We start from the raw sequence: 18310 nt of genomic DNA, 5'->3' as shown, positions 1-18310 counted from the left end.
GCGAGTTTCTGACTGGTCTCCCGCACCACCGATGGGTGCAGTGCCGGTGATTGTTCCGGGCCAGGGGTGGTGAATAACGTGGCGAGGTGTTCAAAACGTGGTGGGAGCTGGTTGCCAGCCATATCGCGGCGGCTAATAAGATCACTGGCGTCGCCGATGAGTTTGTTCGCTTCACCAAACGGGATATGTGTCCAAGAAGCTAGGAGCGCTGCGGGTGTTTGAAAGCTTGATTTACCAGCACAACGGTGCGCCTGGCGGCTGGTGTCAGGGGCGGTGGTGCGTAGCGTGTCGAGTTCTGATTCATCCAGGGTGTGGGCGTTGGTGGCGGCGAGCCGGTCTGCGCCGGTGACACGGATCCGGGCTGCTTCATCTTCGAGGTGTTGGCCGATGGTGGCGAGCTCTAGGGCGAGGCGGGGATCGGTGGTGTTGGCGAGGTGTAAGCGTAGGAAGGTGAAGAGGGCGGTGCCGGTGGTGGCTAGTTTGCGTAGGGTTTCGCCGGTGAGGTTTTCTGGCTCGCCGGTGGCTGCGGTGAGCTCGGTGAGCGTCGTGTGCAGTTCGGTGAGGGTGGCCCCGGCGGTGGTGTTCATGATTTGAGTATGCGCGGAAGGGTGGGCCGGGAAGGCGGGGGTGCGAACCGACTGTGGATAAGTGCAGACACACCCGGTTGGATCGAACATTTGTTAGCGTCAGGGAGCGTGTGGGGCGGGCGGTGGCGGTGGTTGGTGGGGATCGGCGGTAGGAGAGTTGGGGTGGGTAAAGGTGCTGGTAGTACCGATAATTGTGGCGTGGGGTTTGCTGCGAGGAAAGATGTTGGGCAAGGAGGTGGGGGACTGGTCAAGGGGTAGCGTGTGTGGATAAGCTCCCACCGTTTGAGGTGCCCGCGGCGGGCAATGCGTACTAGACTTGAAGCCATGGTGGAACAGTCTGAGGAAACCCGTGGCGGAACGGCAACGATCGAGCGCACAGACACGAGTCAAAGTGTCGAAGCCGGAGATCATGAGCGCTTTGCGCACTACGTGCAGAAGGAAAAGATCATGGAGTCGGCGATGTCCGGCGAGCCGGTGATCGCGCTGTGCGGCAAGGTATGGACCCCGGGGCGGGACCCGAAGAAGTTCCCGGTATGCCCCGAATGCAAGGAAATTTACGAAACCCTGATGGGCTAAATTGCTGCGCTAAGCACTAGGTAATACGGCAAGCAGCAGGCACGTTCGGGAAAAGGTATATGACCGAGACACTTTTTGACTTTGGTGACAAGCTTCCACTGGAAGACAAGCTCCCGCCGGCGTACCCGGAACGGGCGGCCTGGGGGACCGGGCCGAAACTTCGCGCCTGGCAGGCCGAGGCGCTGGCCAAATACTTTGATACCGAACCACGGGACTTTATGGCCGTGGCGACCCCCGGCGCGGGTAAAACTACCTTTGCGCTGCGCCTGGCGAAGGTGCTGGTGGATTCGGGCAAGATCAACCGGCTGATCGTCGTCGCGCCCACGGACCACCTGAAAAAGCAGTGGGCCGATGCGGCGGCGCGCGTGGGAATCTCGCTGGACCCCAATTATAAGAACTCCGATGGTCGGCACGGCTCGCATTATCTGGGGGTGGTGGTGACCTATGCGCAGGTTGCGCAGAAGCCTGCGGTGCACCGGGCAAAAACCGAAGGTGCTCGCACGCTGGTGATCATGGACGAGGTGCACCATGCCGGGGACGCGCTGTCCTGGGGCGACGGTATTCGTGAGGCCTTTGAACCGGCTACCCGCCGGCTTGCGCTGACCGGTACGCCGTTCCGCTCGGACGCCGCTCCGATTCCTTTTGTGCAGTATGTTGATGAGGGCGACGGGATTCGTCGATCGACCGCGGATTACTCCTACGGTTACGGCAAGGCGCTGAAGGATAATGTGGTCCGCCCAGTGCTCTTTATGGCCTATTCCGGGGCGATGCGTTGGCGTACCGCCGCGGGCGAAGAGATGGAAGCCGAGCTAGGCGCCGGATTTACCAAGGACGTCACCGCGCACGCCTGGCGTACCGCGCTAGACCCGCATGGGGATTGGATTCCCTCGGTGCTGCGCGCCGCGGATCGGCGGCTTTCCGAGGTGCGGCGTACCGTGAAGGACGCCGGCGCCCTGGTGATCGCCACCGACCATGAGGATGCGCGCGGTTATGCCACGCAGCTAGAGGCGATTTGTGGCGAGAAGGTCACCACGATCCTCTCTGATGACCCCAAAGCCTCGCAGAAAATCGACGAATTTGCGGCCTCCGATTCGCGTTGGATGGTGGCGGTGCGCATGGTTTCTGAGGGCGTGGACGTGCCCCGGCTGTGTGTGGGTGTGTATGCGACGAGCACCTCGACGCCGTTGTTCTTCGCTCAGGCGGTAGGACGTTTTGTGCGTAGCCGCAAGCGCGGCGAGGTCGCCAGCGTGTTCTTGCCCTCGGTACCGGTGCTGATGGCGCTGGCCAACGAGATGGAAGTTGAACGCGACCATGCGCTGGACCGCGCGGGGGACAAGCTCGAAGACGGGTTGGATGACGCGTTTTTGGAGGAGGCTAACCGCGAGGAGAAGGCCAGCGATGAGCTGAACAAATCCAAGTTTGAGGCGCTGAACTCCCAAGCGGCCTTTGACCGGGTGCTCTTTGACGGCGGTGAATTTGGTACCGGCGCCGAGCTGGGTAGCGACGAGGAGCTCGGCTTCTTGGGGATCCCTGGCCTGCTCGATACCGAGCAGGTCTCCGCGCTGTTGCGTGAGCAGCAAAATAAGCAGATTAACCGTGGCGCCACGAAGCCGGCACCGGTCAGTGATCATCGGCGGATGATGGATTTGCGCTCGAAGCTGTCGAAGAACGTGTCCGCGTGGGCCTCGCGCACCGGGATGCCGCACGGGCAGGTGCACAATAAGTTGCGCAGCGTCTGTGGTGGTCCGGCGGTGCCGCAAGCTACCGTTGATCAGCTCCAGGCACGGATCGACAAGCTCCAAGACTGGTTTGTGGGACGTAAATAACCTTCGCGGTGCCGCGTACCGGGTCCAACCGGTGCGATACTACCGCTATGACCAGTAGTAATATTTCTGCCGCAGCCCGGGTGCATCAACGCGATCGCGCCCGGGCTGCCGCGTCTTATTTAGCCATCTTTTTGGCGGTGGTGAGCCTTTTTGGTCCGCTATTGCACCCGCTGACCTCACTGATTTCCGGGTGGTTGCAGGGTCCTGTGACCTTGTTCCCCGAATTTTTGACGCAGATCTCGCGCATTTACGCGGTGTTCGGTGCCTTTGGATTATTTATTGTCGCCCGGTATCTGCGCACCGGAAATGCGGTGGCGTGGGCCGGATCGTTGGTCTTGCTACTGGCCAACGCCGTGCTCCACTTAGGCAAGTTCAGCGACTGGCCAGTGATGGTGTTATCCGTGGCCGGCGGACTCTGGTTAGCCGCCAAGCACCGTGCCTTTCCGGTGTGGCCGGGCAAATTTTTGACCCGGCGGGTGCTGTGGATCAGCGCCGGCGCGCTGGGCGTCGCCACACTGATCGCGGGCGGATTTTTTGTGCGCCAGATGAAGGCCGGGCATCAGAGCATCGGTGGCGAAGTTCAAATCCTGTTCGGAGCCTTCGGCGGGGAGCTACAGGAGCGTGGTGCCCATCCGCGCTGGGAGTTGGCCGCGACGCTGATTATTTGCCTCACCGCGATGATGCTGTGGTTCCTCTATGACTCGAACCGTACCCGGCCCGCCGGAACCCGCGAACAGCTCGCACAACGAGAACGCGCCCGAGCGGTGGTGCTGGCCCATGGTGGCGGTACCCTTGACTACTTTGCCTTGCGCGATGACAAGCAGTACTTTTTCCTTGCCGATTCTGTCATCGCCTATGCGGTGCGCGGATCGGTCTGTTTGGTATCCCCGGATCCGATCGGCCCCGCGGCGCAGCAGGAAGAAATTTGGGCTGAATTTATGTTGCTGGCAGAGCGCCGCGGCCTGACGGTCAGTGTGCTCGGCGCGGCGGCGAACTGGCTGGATATTTACGAACGCTCGGGTTTGCGTGCGGTGTATCTGGGCGATGAGGCGATCGTTGAGACTCAAGGGTTTTCGCTCGATGGTAAAAGGTTCAAATCCTTACGCCAGGGCCATGCCCGGTTGGGCCGCGCCGGTTACACGGTGGTGCACCGCAACCCGCTGGAGATTGATGCAAAGCTACGCGAACGGTTGACGGAGCTTGCTACCGAGAGCCGGCAGGGCGAGGTGGAACGCGGATTTTCCATGACGCTTTCGCGCCTCTTTGACCCGGCAGATAAAGAACTGCTGCTCTCCATTGCGCTAGATGCCGAGGGGGTCGCTCAAGCGTTTATCCAGTGGGTTCCGGCGCCCGCGGTTAACGGCTGGTCCTTGGACGTGATGCGTCGCAGCACCGCCGAGCAGGTGCCCGGCGGGCTCACCGACTTTGTCATCCTGGAAACCATTTTTAAGCTGCGCGCCGAGGGTGCTGGCGGATTGGGGCTGAACTTTGCGGTCCTGCGCGAAGCGATCGCCGGGGCACCTGATGCCTCGCTCTTTGAGAAGCTGGTGGCACGCCAAGCCTCTAAACATGCCCAGGTCGCCTCACTGTGGAAGTTTAATGCGAAATACGATCCACGTTGGCAACCACGCTATGCCGCGGTGGGCACCGTGGATCTGTGGTTGACCCAGGGATTGGCGATGGCTCAGGCCGAAGGTTATGCCGAGGTGCCCGGTCTTTCCTCACGTAGTAGAACGCCGGAGCAGAACTAATGGTGACGGGACTGATCACCGCGCTGATCGCAAGTATTTGTTATGGAAGCGCCTCGGTGCTGGAAGCCGTGGCCGCGCGACGTGCCGAAGGTTTAAAAGTTTTTACCCAGCCGCTATACCTGATGGGTCTGGGCTTGGACGGTGTGGCGTGGGTAGCCTCGTTAGTGGCGCTACAGTTTTTGACCCTGTTCACCGTGCAGGCGCTCATAGCCGGTTCGCTCATTGTGACCGTACTGCTGGCCAAGATGGTTTTTTCTACGCGGCTGGGTACCTCGACCTGGTGGGCCATGGGACTGTTGGTTGCCGGGTTGGTGGTGATCGCACTAGCTACCGGAGAACAACCTGCCACCGGTGCGCCGCGCCTCTTAGCTCCGGTGCTTGGCGCCGTGATGTTGCTGCTGACGGTGGCATTGCTGGTGTTATACCGCCGCCGGGTGCCATTGGCGATGTCGATCTTAGCCGGTCTCGCTGCCAGCGTTTCCGCGTTGGCCGCGCGCGGCCTGGAACTGGGCGGTTCGCTGTGGCAGATCCTGATGCAACCGTTGCTTTGGGTGCTATGTGTGGCCGGGGTGGTGGCTATGGCCAGTTACACCAGGGCATTGGAGCATGGCTCGGTGGGTGCAATGACGGCCGTATTCACGGTGATCGAGGTGGTAGTCCCCGGGGTGGCGGGCATGATGCTGCTGGGGGATGCCTCCCGGCCAGGCTGGGAAGTAGCTAAGTTTGTGGCGATCGCACTGAGTTTGCTGGCCTGCGTGTGGTTGGCTAAACAACCCGGAGCGGACCCGGTGCATGAAGCTCAGAGCACACACGAAGACGAAGAAAAGATGGCAGGGCGAGGAACATGAAAACGTTGGATCGGGCAAAGATCTACCGCACGGCGTTGCGCGTCGGCGCGGTGTCCTATTCGGGCGGAATGCTCGGTGAGGCGCTGCTGGGTTGGAAATTGGACCCACAGGTGACCCTGCTTTCCGAATTGGCGGCGCGCGACCGTGAGCATCGACGGCTGTTCCAAGTCCTTGACCTAGGGGCGGGGAGCTTATTTATTACCGCCGGGATGACTCAGCGCAGTGGCGGTTCCAAATGGTTAGGAAGCTGGCTGGAACTTTTTGGTGCGGCAACTATCGGCGATGCGCTCAGCCCACTGGATTATCCGATTTCCCATGATCATTTACGCCCGGGGCACGCGCAGAAGGACTGGACACCAAGTGTTAGCCACACGATGCACTATGTGACCACCACCGTGGCAGGGGTGGCCGCTGCCGGGATCTGCCTAGAGCATTGGCGGATACAGCGCTCGGCGCAAGTGCCTGACGGTTTAGCCGCGCGGATCTTGCGCACCTGCGCGGGGCCCGCCGTGGGATTGCTGCTGCTCAGCGAAACGCTCACGGTGCTGTTTCCCAAGCTGCTTCCAGGAGTGGTGCAACGGGTGCAAACTCTCGCCTTCTCGGCGCTCTGCCTAGATCTAGCGGCCCTAGACGGGGCGAAGCCACAAACTTAAACACCAACGCCGCCGAACAAATATATTGTCCGGCGGCGTTGGTCAGTTAAACATTGGTTTAGGGTGCGGGGCTGAGCGGTTCCAACCCAAGGGTGAGCACCGTGGCGCCAGCCTCGCGCAGTTCCGTATAAACCTTCGGCAGGTTTTCCGGCGTGACCGCCGCGGTCAGCGGGGCGAGCACGGTGGTGGTGAACCCGGCGGCTGCGGCATCGATCGCGGTGGCTCGTACGCAGTGATCGGTAGCGATACCCACGATGTCTACCGTGGTGATTTCTCGCTCGCGCAACCAATCGGCCAACAACATGCCCGATTCATCCTCGGGCGCGGCGTTCGGATCGAGCAGGCGTGCCTCAAAACCCGAGTAGGCGGCAGCGAAGCGGCCCTTGGCGAAGTGCGCGTCAACTTCCAGTGCGGCGATCTGCGGGTGCAGAGCCGCACCGGTGGTTCCAGCCACACAGTGCACCGGCCAGGAATCGACAAAATCAGGGGTGTCCGAGAAGTGGGCACCCGGGCTGATATGCCAATCCTGAGTGGTGATGATGGCTGCGTAGGAGTCGCGGCGGGTGTCCGCGTCGCTGGCGATAGCCGACGCGACAGCGTTACCTCCGGTCACCGCCAGCGCGCCGCCTTCACAGAAATCGGGCTGGACATCGACAATTAGCAGTGCTCTGCTCATAAGTTTCTCCTAATCATTGCGAGTGAGTAGGGGTTTTAACCATGATACTGCCTGAGTGCTTAGTCTTCGCGCATAATCGTGGGAATGACCGGCTCGCCGCGCTGCAGTTTGCGTGCTACACCGGGCATTTCCTGAATCGACGCGTAGTGACGAGCGCGCGCCTTTTTAACGCCGGACGCTCCAATGTAGGACTCATCGATTTCACCGTTGGTAACAAATGGGATCGAGAGCTTACGTTCCGGACCACCGGTGCTGAATTCGGAAAGTGAGACGACCTCGGCGGTGGCACGGTTGCGTTCGTTGAGCTGACGGATCGCGTGCTTGCGTCCGCCCACGCTGGTCTTATTTGCCGCAGCCTTGGCCACTGGAATCCATTGCCCTGCCGAATCCTGCCGGGCCACCAACTTGTAAACCATCGAGGCGGTAGGGTGCCCGGAGCCGGTCACCAGTGCGGTGCCCACTCCGTAGGAGTCGACCGGGGCGCTGGCTAGCGCGGCGATCGCGTATTCGTCGAGATCTGAGGTGACGGTGATCTTGGTGTTCCAATTGCCAAGGTCATCGAGCAGCTCACGGACCCAACCGGCCTGCGCGATGAGATCTCCGGAGTCCAGGCGTACTCCGCCCAGCTGCGGGCCGCCGACCTTGACCGCGGTGCGCACGCCGGCTTCCACATCGTAGGTGTCTACTAACAGCGTGGTGTCCTTGCCTAAGGAGTTGACTTGCGCGGTGAACGCGGCTTCCTCGGAATCGTGGAGCAGGGTGAAGGAGTGGGCGGAGGTGCCGACGGTTTTGATGCCGTAGCGTGCTCCAGCCTCCAAGTTAGAGGTGGAATCAAAGCCGGCAATGATCGCTGCGCGTGCCGCGGCGACCGCTGATTCCTCGTGGGTACGCCGGGAGCCCATTTCAATGCACGGTCGGGTACCGGCGGAGGCGATCATCCGTGAGGCGGCCGAGGCGATGGCCGAATCGTGGTTCAGGATCGAGAGGATGTAGGTTTCAATGACGCAGGCCTCGGCGAAGGAAGAACGCACCGTGAGGATGGGTGAATTCGGGAAGTACAGCTCGCCTTCGGCGTAGCCGGTGACCTCTCCGGTGAACTTGAAATTTTCCAGGTAGCTCAGGGTTTCCTTGTTCACCACCTTGGTGTCCGAAAGGAACTTCAGCTGTGCATCGTCGAAGTGGAAGTTCTTTAGCCCTTCGAGCAGACGCCCGGTGCCGGCAACCACGCCGTAGCGTCGTCCCTCGGGAAGGCGGCGAGCGAAGGCTTCGAAGACCGAGGGGCGGTGAGCCGCGCCGGAGGCGAGGGCCGCCTGCAGCATGGTCAGCTCGTAGTGGTCGGTGAAAAGGCTGGTGAGCATGTGGTGCTCCTGATCGAAGAATGAATGGACCGGCCTTTACTGTATAACGGCTCACGCTTGCGGTGATATTCACAACGCACCGTGTGTACCGCGGTGTTGGGGCGTAAAATGGAAATTATGACCGCTATGCCCGATGTAATATCTAACCCCGAGACCGTCAAGGCGCAGGATAAGGCCTGGCGTCTGATCGTGTGGAATGACCCGGTAAACCTGATGAACTACGTTTCTTACGTGTTCCAGTCCTACTTTGGGTTCACTCGCGAGCGCGCCGACCAGCTGATGTTGCAGGTGCACAACGATGGTTTTTGTGTGGTGCGTTCCGGCTCCCGGGAGGCCATCGAATCCGATGTGCATGCGATGCACGGCTTCGGTTTGCAGGCGACCATGACTCAGGAGGCCTAAGCTACGTGGCTAAAGCCTTTAAAAATGGTGCCCGCGGCATCACCGGTTCCTTGGCGAGCGCGGAACGAAAATTATTGCGCGAATTATTTAGCGATGTGATCACCGTGCTCGAAGAACGTGCACAGATCCACGAGCTACCCGAAGATCTTGACCCGCTGTACGCGCTGACCGGAATGCGCCCAGAATCGGCGAACCTGCCCGAACCTGCCGACGCGGCGGTTAAGCGCCTGCTACCGGATGCCTCGGACGATGAAGATGTGGCAGATGAATTCCGCCGGCTGACCGAGTTGGATCTGATTACCGAAAAGATTTCTTTGTTACGTCGTTCTCAGCTGTTGCTGGAGACCGAGAAGCTGGTGCTTTCCGTATCCGAGGCCCAAGGTTTTGCACGCGCACTGAACGATGTGCGGCTGGTGCTTGCCGAACGGCTGAACATTCAAAGCGAAGCTGATTCGGAGCGGATCGCACAGTTGGTGGATGCCGCGAAGGTCACTACCTCCGAAGAATACTTAGGACTGGTCTATAACCTGGTTTCCTGGGTGCAGGACACCTTGATGCAGGCGTTGATGAGCGCGGAGCGCTAGGTCATGAATTCTTATTTCGCCTCCGGTCCGGTCAGTGCGCCACAAGCTAATACGCCCATCGGTATTTTTGACTCCGGGGTGGGTGGGCTGACGGTGGCACGTGCCATTATCGATCAGCTGCCCGGTGAATCTTTGATCTATGTGGGAGATACCGCCAATTCGCCCTACGGTCCGCTGCCCATAGCCCAGGTGCGTGCTAACGCGTTGGGTGTGATGGATGAGCTGGTGGACGCCGGGGTGAAGCTGTTGGTGATTGCGTGTAACTCGGCCTCCTCCGCGGTGCTGCGTGATGCGCGTGAGCGTTATACCGCGCGCTACGGAATCCCGGTGGTTGAAGTGATTCAGCCTGCGGTGCGCCGTGCGGTGGCGGCGACTAAAAACGGGAAGATCGGGCTGATCGGTACCCAAGCTACCGTGGGCTCGCGTGCCTATGAGGACGCATTTGCGGCCGCTCCAGCATTGAAGGTACATGCGGTGGCTTGTCCACGGTTTGTCGAATTTGTGGAGTCCGGGATTACCGCTGGAGCCGAACTATTGGAACAGGCCGAAGAGTATTTGGCTCCGCTTAAAGAGGCCGGGGTAGACACCCTCATCTTGGGATGCACACACTACCCGTTGCTGACCGGCGTGATTTCTTATGTGATGGGGGATTCGGTGACCTTGGTGTCCAGCGCCGAGGAGACCGCGAAGGACGCGTTCCGTGCGCTGACGACCCACCAATTGATGCGTGATGACCAGTTGGCGGCGCGTCATGAATTCCTTGCCACCGGTAACGCTGATAGTTTTGGGGTATTGGCTCGCCGGTTCCTCGGACCAGAAGTGTTGCAGGTGCGCCATGTGGACCATGTGGCCGCCCACTATCCCACCGGTGCGATCACCAGGCTAACCCCGGAATTGATTGCCGCGGCGAAAGCGAGTAAGCAATGAAGCTGACCATTATCGGTTGCACCGGGTCATTCCCCGGGCCGAGCTCTCCAGCGTCCTGTTATCTGGTGACGGCCTTTGACGGCACCCGTGACTGGAAGATCTTGCTTGATTTGGGCTCTGGTGCACTGGGCGTACTGCAGCGCTACACCGATATTAAAGACCTCGACGGCATCATGATTTCCCACCTGCACCCGGATCACTGCATGGATCTGTGCGGTATGCACGTGGCGATCCGTTGGGATCCTAACGGCTGGAATCGCGAAAAGATGCTGGTACATGGTCCTGCTGATACCGCGAATCGCATCGAGACCGCTTATGGGTTGCCCGAGGGTGACACCATGCACCAAGATTACGACTTTAAGCACTGGACACCGCTGAAACCGGTGAACATTGGGCCGTTTACGATTACCCCGTACCCGGTGCGTCACCCTATCGAGGAGTCCTACGCGTTGCGCGTCGAGGCCCACGAGCCGGGCCCAGATGGGGAACTGCTCACTAGTGTGCTGACCTATTCCGGTGATACCGATACTTGTCAGGGATTGGTAGATGCCGCCAAGGACTCAGACATGTTCTTGTGCGAAGCGGCCTTTGAAGAAGGCCGTGATGACGCGATCGATGGAGTTCACCTAACCGGTAAACGTGCCGGAGCGATGGCCACCCAGGCCGGTGCCGAACGCCTCTTGCTGACTCATATCCCGGTCTGGACCGACATTAACAAGATCGTCAATGAGGCGAAGGAAACCTACGATCGCGGTATTGCGGTGGCAATTTCCGGGGTGACCTACGGCGTATATTCCGGAACTCTGAAGGAAGAGAAGCACCCAACGCTCTTTAAAGGCGATTTGGGTACCGATTACCTCAAATCCCGTACCGGCTCGTTGCCAAAAATCAATTACGAAAAGGTCCGCAAGTTCCCACTGCTCAAGCGCAAGAAGTAGCGAAAAACTAAGGCCAACCAAGCTCACCGGCGGAAGTTAAGGTCCGCCGGTGAGCTGTTTAACCCAAAGTCTTATCCTTGACCCGGATTCGAACCGTCGGCCATCCTTAGAACCACCGCACCGATTGATTGTTGAGGCACCGATGAAGAAATTTTCGCTCACAGCTCTGGCTCGTACGCAGATTCGCCAGGCAATTGTGGCTCCGGCCGGACGCAGTGCCAGTACCGTCTTTGGCGGTCATGAGCACACGATGCGGCAGACCGTGATTGGAATTAAAGCTTCAGTGACGCTTCAGGAGCATGAAAATCCGGGGGAAGCCACGGTGATGGTGCTCTCCGGGCGGATTACGCTCACTTCGAATGGTGATTCGTGGGAGGCCCGTACGGGGGACCTGTTGTTGATGCCTGCCGGGCGCTCTCAGCTGAGCGCCATTGAAGATTCCGCAGTGTTGCTCAGCGTGGCGAAGTTGGGCCGCCCCGGGGTGTCCGAATTGGAATTCGATTTAACCTAAGAGTTTTATCTGTTTAGCTGGCCTAGATCGCTAAGCTGAAGGCGAGGAACACCGCCATTCTGCACTGAGAAGAGATGGACGCTATGTCAACAATATCAAATAACGCGGTTAATCTGGGCAAGGTACATCCCGAGGTTTATCAGGCCATGATCCAGTTTAATCAGCAGGCAGATAGCGCATTCAAGGCTTCAGGACTTGACCCGCTAATAGCTGAACTCATCAAAATTCGGGTGTCGCAACTTAATGGGTGTGCTTTCTGCTTGCGCATGCATCAGCGTGATGCGATCAAACTAGGTGAGTCCATGGATCGGCTCGCGGTCGTGGCAGCCTGGTGGGAATCGCAATACTTTTCCGAGGTAGAGCAGGACGCCTTGGCGTTGGCCGAGGAAATTACTCAGCTCCCGGTGCCGCAGCATAAGTCGTGGAATACCGGGGTGCTCAGTGACGAACAGGTGTCAGCGATTAGCTGGTTGGCGATTGTGATGAACGGATGGAATCGAATTGCCATTCAAAGCCACTACCCGGTTGCTCCATAGTCGGCACAGCCCGCGAATCGAATCGCGCCCGCGGACTTCTAAGCTGGTGAGTTTGCTCATCGAAGCCTAGCGGGCCGACTCCTTGCGTGCTAGCTTGGAAATGATTCCGCAGTTGACCCGCGGAACTAAAAAATTGCTACACCATGGACGCGAACCCGCCAGGACTTCCTATGGACTATTCATAAGGAGCACCTCGTGTCCCCGATTCTGCGACGTATTGTCTACGTTTTTTCTTACGAGCTATTTGCTATTCTGCTCACCTCGACAGCCTTGATCCTGATGGGATTTGGTGGAGGAAACTCCGGGATTGTCGCGATAACTTCTTCGGCCGTGGCCCTGATCTGGAATTACGCTTGGACCTCTGCGTTCGAAGCCTGGGAAAAACGCCAAGAGGAGCAATCGCGGTCCGTGTCCCGTCGGGTGGTGCACGCGGTGGGTTTCGAAGCTGGCCTGGTGCTCATTCTCGTACCGATCCTGGCCTGGATTCTGTCGGTCACGTTGTTAGATGCTTTGATCTTGGAAGCCGGGTTATTGGTGTTCTTCTTGTTTTACACCTTTGCCTTCTCCTGGCTCTTCGATCGATTTGTACCGACTGCACGGTCTACACCGGCCAAGGCGCAAAACAGCACGAGGTAATTTTCGCCGGCCAGGTCTACTCGCTGGGCTCCTGTTGCGCTAAACACCCCTAGCATTAGGTGTCGTCACTGGCGAAAAGGATGCTGCGTTTTCGCTACGATGGAAGTATGACTTTACGTGCCGACGGCCGCAGCGCCGCGCAACTTCGTGACATTACCATCACCCGCGGATGGTCCACCCAAGCCGAAGGTTCGGCCCTGATCGAATTCGGAAACACCCGAGTACTATGTACCGCTTCCTTCACCCAAGGCGTGCCGCGCTGGCTTAAGGGCGAAGGTACCGGCTGGGTCACCGCCGAATACGCGATGCTGCCCCGTGCTACGAATACTCGTAACTCCCGCGAAGCAGTTAAGGGCAAGGTTTCGGGTCGCACCCACGAGATCTCCCGGCTGATCGGCCGTTCCTTGCGTGCGGTAGTTGATACCAAGCAGCTGGGCGAAAACACCATCGTATTGGACTGTGATGTATTGCAGGCCGACGGTGGTACTCGTACCGCAGCGATCACCGGCGCCTATGTAGCGTTGGCCGAAGCTATCGAATGGGCTCGGGGCGAAAAGATCCTGAAGGCCAATGCGAAGGTACTGACCGATTCGGTCGCAGCGATCTCGGTGGGCATCATCGATGGCACCCCGATGCTGGATCTGCCGTATGAGGAAGACGTTCGCGCGGAAACCGACATGAACGTTGTGGTGACCGGTAGCGGTGACTTCGTCGAGGTACAGGGCACCGCCGAGGGCGCACCCTTCAAGCGCGACGAACTCGATGCACTGCTTGATCTCGCCTTGATCGGCACCACCGAATTGGCACAGATCCAGACCGAAACCCTGAAGAAGTCCAAATGAGCCAACCGGTTCTTGTCCTAGCTTCACGTAATCAAGGCAAACTACGCGAACTGCGTGAGTTGCTGCGTGGCCAGGTGCCAGGTCTGAACGTCGACACCCAGGTGATCGATGCAGCGACCGCTGGGGCACCGGATCCGGTAGAGGATCAGGTGACTTTTGAAGGCAATGCGTTGAAGAAGGCGCGGGAGATTAGCGCGGCGACCGGGCTGATTGCGCTCGCCGACGATTCGGGTCTGAGTATCGACGTTCTTGGTGGGGCACCAGGGATCTTCTCTGCTCGCTGGTCTGGTGTACATGGAAACGACGAAGCGAATATTGACCTGTTGCTTGCACAGCTGGGGGATATCTCCGCCGAACACCGCACCGGTGCATTCGTTTGCGCCGCAGCGATTGCGACACCGCAGGGCGCCGAACATGTTCAGCTGGGTAAGCTGTTGGGCAGTTTGCGTACCGAGCGTGCGGGGGACGGCGGATTTGGTTACGACCCGGTCTTCCAACCTGCAGATTCCAATCGTTCACTGGCGCAGTACAGCGCCGAGGAAAAGAACGCGATCTCGCATCGCGCGCAGGCCTTCGCACAGTTGCTTCCGGTGATTATCGCCGAGGTCACCAAGGTGCTGGGGTCAAACTAGCAAGTCTTTTCAGTACATTAAAATCCGGACGTTGCCTTGGCAACGCCCGGATTTTTTTGCGTCTAGGTGTAGTTCGATTTGCTGGGGATGGCGCACATAAGCGTGGGATTAGTCAGCTGGGATCGGCTAAATCTGAGTTCTTGTCTCGAGTTTTCTCTGCTGCTTCGGACATGGGAAGTGCGCGTTGTGCGTTGCTGCCGGCAACTTTTGTCTCGTCGCCTGAAGCGGATGTTAGCGCGATAGTTTTCCCGCTCTGGATGTGATCGGTGATCTGAGGTTGGGATGCAGTTGCCGTGGTGTCGCCGGGGGATCCGGCTAACGCCGCTGCCACAAGGGTCAGCGATGAAATCATCATCATGAGTTTCTGCGATTCGCGTCTTCGCCCGTCAAATGAGTCGGGCTGAAAAGGATTGAGGGACATCGTGACGCCTCCTAACTTGTTATCGAAATTCCGATACCTACATTTTCATGTTTCGTCATCAGTCTGTGTGGACCCATTGCGCAGGTGGGGAATCACCTTTATTCGGATTTTCCGGGCTCAACTAAGCACTTATCTATGCTTGTCAGCATCGATATTCAGCTGATCGCGCAAGTTCTCAGTTCGTATTTATCGATGTTACTTACCGCTCCAAGGCTTGCCATAAAGTTGAGTTGGCTCTATGGTTAGTTACGCAAGTAATGAACCAATGAACTGAAGTTCAGATGTTGGTTCCAAGTAAGGCAGGAGGCGCGTGGTGTGATTGACGATTCAAAACCAATTTTCATGCAGATCGCTGAGTTGATCGAGAACGACATCTTCTCTGGCGTCCTGGCCGAAGAAGGTCAGGTGCCATCCACCAATGAATTCGCCGCCTTCTATCGGATAAACCCGGCAACCGCGGCTAAGGGAATAAACAAACTCGTCGAAGAGGGTTTGCTCTACAAGAAACGGGGAATCGGAATGTTCGTAGCGCAAGGCGCGCCGGAACGCTTACGGCAGAAGCGCAGGCAAAAATTCAATGACCAATATGTCCAGCCATTGGCAGCCGAAGCAGGGAAGCTCGGCATCGAAGTCGAAGAACTCATGGACATGATCAAGTCGGCGCAACCCATCATCGATGTAGGGCCAGGAGGATCTCACCATGTCTGAGCAAACCCCAGTTTTAGTACGTAACGTCAGCAAAACGTTTAAAGATGTTAAAGCCTTAGATGACGTCAACCTGCAATTGGATTCTCACAAAATCTACGGATTGCTCGGACGCAATGGAGCGGGCAAAACCACACTCATGTCCATCTTGACTGGACAGGGGTTCCCCGACGCTGGCGAAGTCAAAGTATTTGGTCATACTCCCTTTGAGCATGACGGGACACTCTCACGAATCTGCTTCATCAGGGAATCGCAGAAATACCCCGATGAGTACAAGGCTTTTCAGGCATTCAAAGCCGCAGCACTTTTCTTTGAAAACTGGGATGAACAGCTGGCCCAGGAACTGATCGCTGACTTTAACCTTCCACTCAAGCGTAAAATCAAGAAACTCTCACGTGGTCAGCTCTCCGCGGTGGGCGTGGTCATCGGGTTGGCTTCACGTGCCGAAGTCACATTTTTCGATGAGCCGTACCTGGGTCTAGACGCGGTGGCCAGGCAGATCTTCTACGATCGACTGGTCGAAGATTTCGCCTTGTACCCGCGAACCATTGTGCTCTCAAGTCACCTGATTGACGAGGTAGCTAACTTGCTGGAACACGTGATCATTATCGACTCGGGACGCATTGTGATGGACGAGGACGCAGAATCATTGCAGGGAGCCGCAGTCACGATCAGCGGCAAGGCAGAGGTGGTCGACGAGTTTGTTGCGGACTATCCGGTGATCCATCGCGATTCGTTGGGTGCGCTGGCAAGTGTGAGTATCCAGCAACGGCTGACACCGGCCCAGCAAACCGAAGCCAAAGAACTCGGTCTTGATCTGTCGCCGTTGTCGCTGCAGCAGCTGGTGGTCCGAACTGCCATGGGACGCAACGTCCTTGCATCACACCAAGATCAAGCGAAGGAGAGGACATCATGGAACGCGTAATCAAAGTTGCTCGGATGCAGCTGATCAACAAGTGGGTCTTTATTGGCTTGCCGTTGCTGATTCTCGGCTGCGCGTTTGTCTTCTCGTTAGCGATCTTCTGGATTGTTCGCGAGAACGGTGGCGAAGGAACAATGTATGGCGGCGGCGCACAGGCACCGATGTGGTATTTTCTCGCACTGGGAATCCAGGCCTTGACCTTGACCTTTCCGTTCTCCCAAGCGATGAGCGTTTCGCGCCGAAGTTTTTACCTTGGCACGGTGTTGCTCTTTGGAGTGTGTGCTCTGGCCTTGTCTGTCTTCTACTACCTGATGGGTCTTCTCGAAAAGGCCACCGGGGGATGGTGGATGGATGCGCGGTTCTTCGCCTTGGAATGGGTGGCCGATAACAATGGCGCGGTACAAATTGGCTTCTACTTTGTACTGATGGTGCTGTTGTTCATGGTGGGCTTCTTGATTGCCACCATCTACATGCGCTGGCGCACCACTGGACTGCTCGTATTCTTCATAGCATTGGGTGTGCTGCTGCTCGGAGTTATCGCACTGCTGACTTTCAACCAGCTCTGGGGCAACTTCTGGACCTGGGCGCTGACATGGACCGCCGCAGGTGTCACCCTGTGGGGCGGTGTCGTGGCAGTAGTGATGGCTGGCGGTTCGTACCTGACGCTGCGCAAAGCGACCGTAGCCTAGTAGTTGTTCGGCCCAGATGCCCTTGATGCGTTACGACGTGTCAAGGGCATCTGTGCGTGCATCAGCGACTCGCTATCGGTGCTTGCAAAGCGGGAGTGTGACAAGTCTGTGTTGTCGCACGTATTCAACATCGACATTTTGTCGCAGAGTCACAGGTCAGTAGACGTTTAGTCGTTGAATATCAGCCTTCCGGAATTCACAACTCAGGAGGAGGGATTATCCACACATTAGACTTCGGATGCTGGCCTTTGAGCATTAAAGAGTAAACTGTCATGCGTGGCATTGGACTTCACAGCATTAGATTTTGAAACTGCTAACGGATTTATCGGATCGGCCTGCTCGGTAGGCCTGATCAAGGTCCGTTCCGGACGCATCGTCGAAACCGAACAATGGTTACTTAGACCGCCGGCAGGTTTTGACCACTTCGACCCGCGAAACGTCTCAATCCACCACATCACCGAAGACATGGTCACCGACGCACCACGCGTGGGGGAGAAGCTCGGAGATCTACTCGAATTTGTCGGATCCGACGTGCTTGTAGCGCATAACTCGGCCTTCGACTCCGGAGTCATTCGTGCCGCCTCGGAAGCCAGCGAACTCGCTGTCCCCGAAATTGCACATCTTTGTACGGTCAAACTTGCCCGCAAGGCCTATGACTTGCCCAGCTACTCGCTACCGTTTGTCGCAGAAGAAGCCGGCCACCCTATCGAAAACCACCACCAGGCGCTCGCCGACGCTGAAGCCTGCGCGTGGGCAATGATCGATATCGCTCAGCGAAGTGATGCTCCTTCCGTCTTGCACGCTGCGGATCACTACAACGTCGGGTTGGGGCTCACCGCGTCATGGAAGCCGGGCGAAGAATTCTCCCGTGCCACCCGAGATGCGCAAGGTTGGATGGCCAATGGTCACCCGATGCCTGCCTCAGATTCCTTTGGCTCCTGGCCGCAGGAGGGGGAGAACCCCGAACCAAATATGGATGCAGATCGAACGCACCCGTTATTTGGGCAGGTTATCGTGTTCACCGGAAACCTCTCGGTACCGCGGCCTAAGGCCAAACAGTGGGCGGCAAACTATGGCGCACAGACCGCCTCGAGAGTCACCCGAGCGACCACCGCATTAGTGGTTGGCGATGGATTTGTTCCGCAGGATCTGGCCAACGGACGTTTGACCAACAAAGCCAAGCAGGTGCTGAAGTTGCGCGATAAGGGCCAGCGCGTGGAAATCATCTCGGAAGGTGAATTCATGCAGCTAGTCGAGGGCTTTGGAATGGCCGTTCAAGGCTGAGTCTTG

Annotated in this window: 21 protein-coding genes and 1 pseudogene; 18 read left to right on the top strand and 4 right to left on the bottom strand. The window is 58.0% G+C overall.

Annotated elements, in window-relative coordinates:
* Positions 1 to 677: hypothetical protein (locus CIK74_RS11530; RefSeq protein ID WP_205738280.1), on the bottom strand; the 677-nt coding region annotated here is incomplete at its 3' end.
* 213 nt (positions 678 to 890) lie between these two features.
* On the opposite strand from CIK74_RS11530, the gene CIK74_RS11525 reads away from it, so the two are divergent.
* The 5 genes from CIK74_RS11525 to CIK74_RS11505 are packed head-to-tail and all read left to right on the top strand — an operon-like array spanning position 891 to position 6241.
* The gene (locus tag CIK74_RS11525) at positions 891 to 1163 is read left to right on the top strand and encodes a DUF3039 domain-containing protein (protein WP_229677163.1); all 273 of its coding nucleotides are present in this window, start codon (positions 891 to 893) and stop codon (positions 1161 to 1163) included.
* Positions 1164 to 1222: 59 nt separating this feature from the next.
* Entirely contained in the window at positions 1223 to 2989 is a 1767-nt protein-coding gene (locus CIK74_RS11520) for a DEAD/DEAH box helicase (protein ID WP_096256362.1), read from the top strand.
* Between the two features lie 47 nt (positions 2990 to 3036).
* Positions 3037 to 4740, top strand: a complete 1704-nt coding sequence (locus CIK74_RS11515) for a phosphatidylglycerol lysyltransferase domain-containing protein (RefSeq protein WP_096256361.1) — start codon at positions 3037 to 3039, stop codon at positions 4738 to 4740.
* The gene (locus CIK74_RS11510) at positions 4740 to 5588 is read left to right on the top strand and encodes a hypothetical protein (protein WP_096256360.1); all 849 of its coding nucleotides are present in this window, start codon (positions 4740 to 4742) and stop codon (positions 5586 to 5588) included. The genes CIK74_RS11515 and CIK74_RS11510 overlap by 1 nt, the downstream gene beginning before the upstream one ends.
* Positions 5585 to 6241 carry a DUF998 domain-containing protein gene (locus CIK74_RS11505; RefSeq protein ID WP_096256359.1) on the top strand — a complete coding sequence of 219 codons (657 nt, stop codon included), beginning with the start codon at positions 5585 to 5587 and terminating at the stop codon, positions 6239 to 6241. Before CIK74_RS11510 ends, CIK74_RS11505 begins: the two co-directional genes overlap by 4 nt.
* Positions 6242 to 6299: 58 nt before the next feature.
* Here CIK74_RS11505 and CIK74_RS11500 read toward each other — a convergent pair whose 3' ends face one another.
* Both CIK74_RS11500 and CIK74_RS11495 read right to left on the bottom strand, forming a co-directional pair.
* Positions 6300 to 6917 carry an isochorismatase family protein gene (locus CIK74_RS11500; protein ID WP_096256358.1) on the bottom strand — a complete coding sequence of 206 codons (618 nt, stop codon included), beginning with the start codon at positions 6915 to 6917 and terminating at the stop codon, positions 6300 to 6302.
* A gap of 59 nt (positions 6918 to 6976) precedes the next feature.
* Positions 6977 to 8275 carry a nicotinate phosphoribosyltransferase gene (locus tag CIK74_RS11495; protein ID WP_096256357.1) on the bottom strand — a complete coding sequence of 433 codons (1299 nt, stop codon included), beginning with the start codon at positions 8273 to 8275 and terminating at the stop codon, positions 6977 to 6979.
* Between the two features lie 117 nt (positions 8276 to 8392).
* Between CIK74_RS11495 and clpS the strand changes: the two genes are divergently transcribed.
* From clpS to rdgB, 9 genes and pseudogenes are all read left to right on the top strand, one after another.
* On the top strand, positions 8393 to 8677 hold the full coding sequence (clpS, locus tag CIK74_RS11490; RefSeq protein ID WP_096256356.1) for an ATP-dependent Clp protease adapter ClpS: 285 nt from the start codon (positions 8393 to 8395) through the stop codon (positions 8675 to 8677).
* A 5-nt stretch (positions 8678 to 8682) separates the two neighbouring features.
* The gene (locus CIK74_RS11485) at positions 8683 to 9261 is read left to right on the top strand and encodes a DUF2017 domain-containing protein (protein WP_096256355.1); all 579 of its coding nucleotides are present in this window, start codon (positions 8683 to 8685) and stop codon (positions 9259 to 9261) included.
* A gap of 3 nt (positions 9262 to 9264) precedes the next feature.
* On the top strand, positions 9265 to 10188 hold the full coding sequence (gene murI / locus CIK74_RS11480; RefSeq protein ID WP_096256354.1) for a glutamate racemase: 924 nt from the start codon (positions 9265 to 9267) through the stop codon (positions 10186 to 10188).
* Positions 10185 to 10979: pseudogene (locus tag CIK74_RS11475) on the top strand (MBL fold metallo-hydrolase); the annotation flags it as partial. The gene murI and the pseudogene CIK74_RS11475, both read left to right, overlap by 4 nt.
* Positions 10980 to 11268: 289 nt before the next feature.
* Positions 11269 to 11637 carry a cupin domain-containing protein gene (locus tag CIK74_RS11470; protein WP_096256352.1) on the top strand — a complete coding sequence of 123 codons (369 nt, stop codon included), beginning with the start codon at positions 11269 to 11271 and terminating at the stop codon, positions 11635 to 11637.
* Positions 11638 to 11720: 83 nt separating this feature from the next.
* Complete coding sequence (locus CIK74_RS11465; protein ID WP_096256366.1) at positions 11721 to 12173, top strand: carboxymuconolactone decarboxylase family protein; 453 nt, start codon at positions 11721 to 11723, stop codon at positions 12171 to 12173.
* 195 nt (positions 12174 to 12368) lie between these two features.
* Complete coding sequence (locus tag CIK74_RS11460; protein ID WP_096256351.1) at positions 12369 to 12809, top strand: PACE efflux transporter; 441 nt, start codon at positions 12369 to 12371, stop codon at positions 12807 to 12809.
* A 107-nt stretch (positions 12810 to 12916) separates the two neighbouring features.
* Positions 12917 to 13651, top strand: a complete 735-nt coding sequence (rph, locus tag CIK74_RS11455; protein WP_096256350.1) for a ribonuclease PH — start codon at positions 12917 to 12919, stop codon at positions 13649 to 13651.
* On the top strand, positions 13648 to 14283 hold the full coding sequence (gene rdgB, locus CIK74_RS11450) for an RdgB/HAM1 family non-canonical purine NTP pyrophosphatase (protein ID WP_096256349.1): 636 nt from the start codon (positions 13648 to 13650) through the stop codon (positions 14281 to 14283). The genes rph and rdgB overlap by 4 nt, the downstream gene beginning before the upstream one ends.
* A gap of 112 nt (positions 14284 to 14395) precedes the next feature.
* On the opposite strand, the gene CIK74_RS11445 is transcribed toward rdgB, so the two are convergent.
* On the bottom strand, positions 14396 to 14704 hold the full coding sequence (locus tag CIK74_RS11445; protein WP_096256348.1) for a hypothetical protein: 309 nt from the start codon (positions 14702 to 14704) through the stop codon (positions 14396 to 14398).
* Between the two features lie 315 nt (positions 14705 to 15019).
* Between CIK74_RS11445 and CIK74_RS11440 the strand changes: the two genes are divergently transcribed.
* The 4 genes from CIK74_RS11440 to CIK74_RS11425 all read left to right on the top strand — a co-directional run bounded on the left by CIK74_RS11440 (position 15020) and on the right by CIK74_RS11425 (position 18304).
* The gene (locus tag CIK74_RS11440) at positions 15020 to 15412 is read left to right on the top strand and encodes a GntR family transcriptional regulator (RefSeq protein WP_229677162.1); all 393 of its coding nucleotides are present in this window, start codon (positions 15020 to 15022) and stop codon (positions 15410 to 15412) included.
* On the top strand, positions 15405 to 16334 hold the full coding sequence (locus CIK74_RS11435; protein WP_096256347.1) for an ABC transporter ATP-binding protein: 930 nt from the start codon (positions 15405 to 15407) through the stop codon (positions 16332 to 16334). The genes CIK74_RS11440 and CIK74_RS11435 overlap by 8 nt, the downstream gene beginning before the upstream one ends.
* Positions 16322 to 17020, top strand: coding sequence for a hypothetical protein (locus CIK74_RS11430; protein WP_096256346.1), 699 nt, complete (start codon positions 16322 to 16324; stop codon positions 17018 to 17020). Before CIK74_RS11435 ends, CIK74_RS11430 begins: the two co-directional genes overlap by 13 nt.
* Positions 17021 to 17296: 276 nt before the next feature.
* Positions 17297 to 18304, top strand: a complete 1008-nt coding sequence (locus CIK74_RS11425) for an exonuclease domain-containing protein (protein ID WP_096256345.1) — start codon at positions 17297 to 17299, stop codon at positions 18302 to 18304.
* Positions 18305 to 18310: the final 6 nt, after the last annotated feature.

The organism is Glutamicibacter sp. BW77 (genome assembly GCF_002332285.1).
Taxonomy (GTDB): Bacteria; Actinomycetota; Actinomycetes; order Actinomycetales; family Micrococcaceae; genus Glutamicibacter; species Glutamicibacter bergerei.
The sequence above is the reverse complement of the archived record's forward strand: the minus strand, read 5'-3'. Positions and strand labels throughout refer to the sequence as shown.

What these genes read in the sequence shown, in the direction of transcription:
- CIK74_RS11470 (WP_096256352.1), top strand. Translation starts at nt 11,269, where the DNA reads ATGAAGAAATTTTCGCTCACAGCTCTGGCTCGTACGCAGATTCGCCAG.
- murI (WP_096256354.1), top strand. Translation starts at nt 9,265, where the DNA reads ATGAATTCTTATTTCGCCTCCGGTCCGGTCAGTGCGCCACAAGCTAAT.
- CIK74_RS11500 (WP_096256358.1), bottom strand. Translation starts at nt 6,917, where the DNA reads ATGAGCAGAGCACTGCTAATTGTCGATGTCCAGCCCGATTTCTGTGAA.
- CIK74_RS11495 (WP_096256357.1), bottom strand. Translation starts at nt 8,275, where the DNA reads ATGCTCACCAGCCTTTTCACCGACCACTACGAGCTGACCATGCTGCAG.
- CIK74_RS11520 (WP_096256362.1), top strand. Translation starts at nt 1,223, where the DNA reads ATGACCGAGACACTTTTTGACTTTGGTGACAAGCTTCCACTGGAAGAC.
- CIK74_RS11515 (WP_096256361.1), top strand. Translation starts at nt 3,037, where the DNA reads ATGACCAGTAGTAATATTTCTGCCGCAGCCCGGGTGCATCAACGCGAT.
- CIK74_RS11510 (WP_096256360.1), top strand. Translation starts at nt 4,740, where the DNA reads ATGGTGACGGGACTGATCACCGCGCTGATCGCAAGTATTTGTTATGGA.
- rdgB (WP_096256349.1), top strand. Translation starts at nt 13,648, where the DNA reads ATGAGCCAACCGGTTCTTGTCCTAGCTTCACGTAATCAAGGCAAACTA.
- CIK74_RS11430 (WP_096256346.1), top strand. Translation starts at nt 16,322, where the DNA reads ATGGAACGCGTAATCAAAGTTGCTCGGATGCAGCTGATCAACAAGTGG.
- CIK74_RS11465 (WP_096256366.1), top strand. Translation starts at nt 11,721, where the DNA reads ATGTCAACAATATCAAATAACGCGGTTAATCTGGGCAAGGTACATCCC.
- CIK74_RS11445 (WP_096256348.1), bottom strand. Translation starts at nt 14,704, where the DNA reads ATGTCCCTCAATCCTTTTCAGCCCGACTCATTTGACGGGCGAAGACGC.
- clpS (WP_096256356.1), top strand. Translation starts at nt 8,393, where the DNA reads ATGACCGCTATGCCCGATGTAATATCTAACCCCGAGACCGTCAAGGCG.
- rph (WP_096256350.1), top strand. Translation starts at nt 12,917, where the DNA reads ATGACTTTACGTGCCGACGGCCGCAGCGCCGCGCAACTTCGTGACATT.
- CIK74_RS11505 (WP_096256359.1), top strand. Translation starts at nt 5,585, where the DNA reads ATGAAAACGTTGGATCGGGCAAAGATCTACCGCACGGCGTTGCGCGTC.
- CIK74_RS11525 (WP_229677163.1), top strand. Translation starts at nt 891, where the DNA reads ATGCGTACTAGACTTGAAGCCATGGTGGAACAGTCTGAGGAAACCCGT.
- CIK74_RS11435 (WP_096256347.1), top strand. Translation starts at nt 15,405, where the DNA reads ATGTCTGAGCAAACCCCAGTTTTAGTACGTAACGTCAGCAAAACGTTT.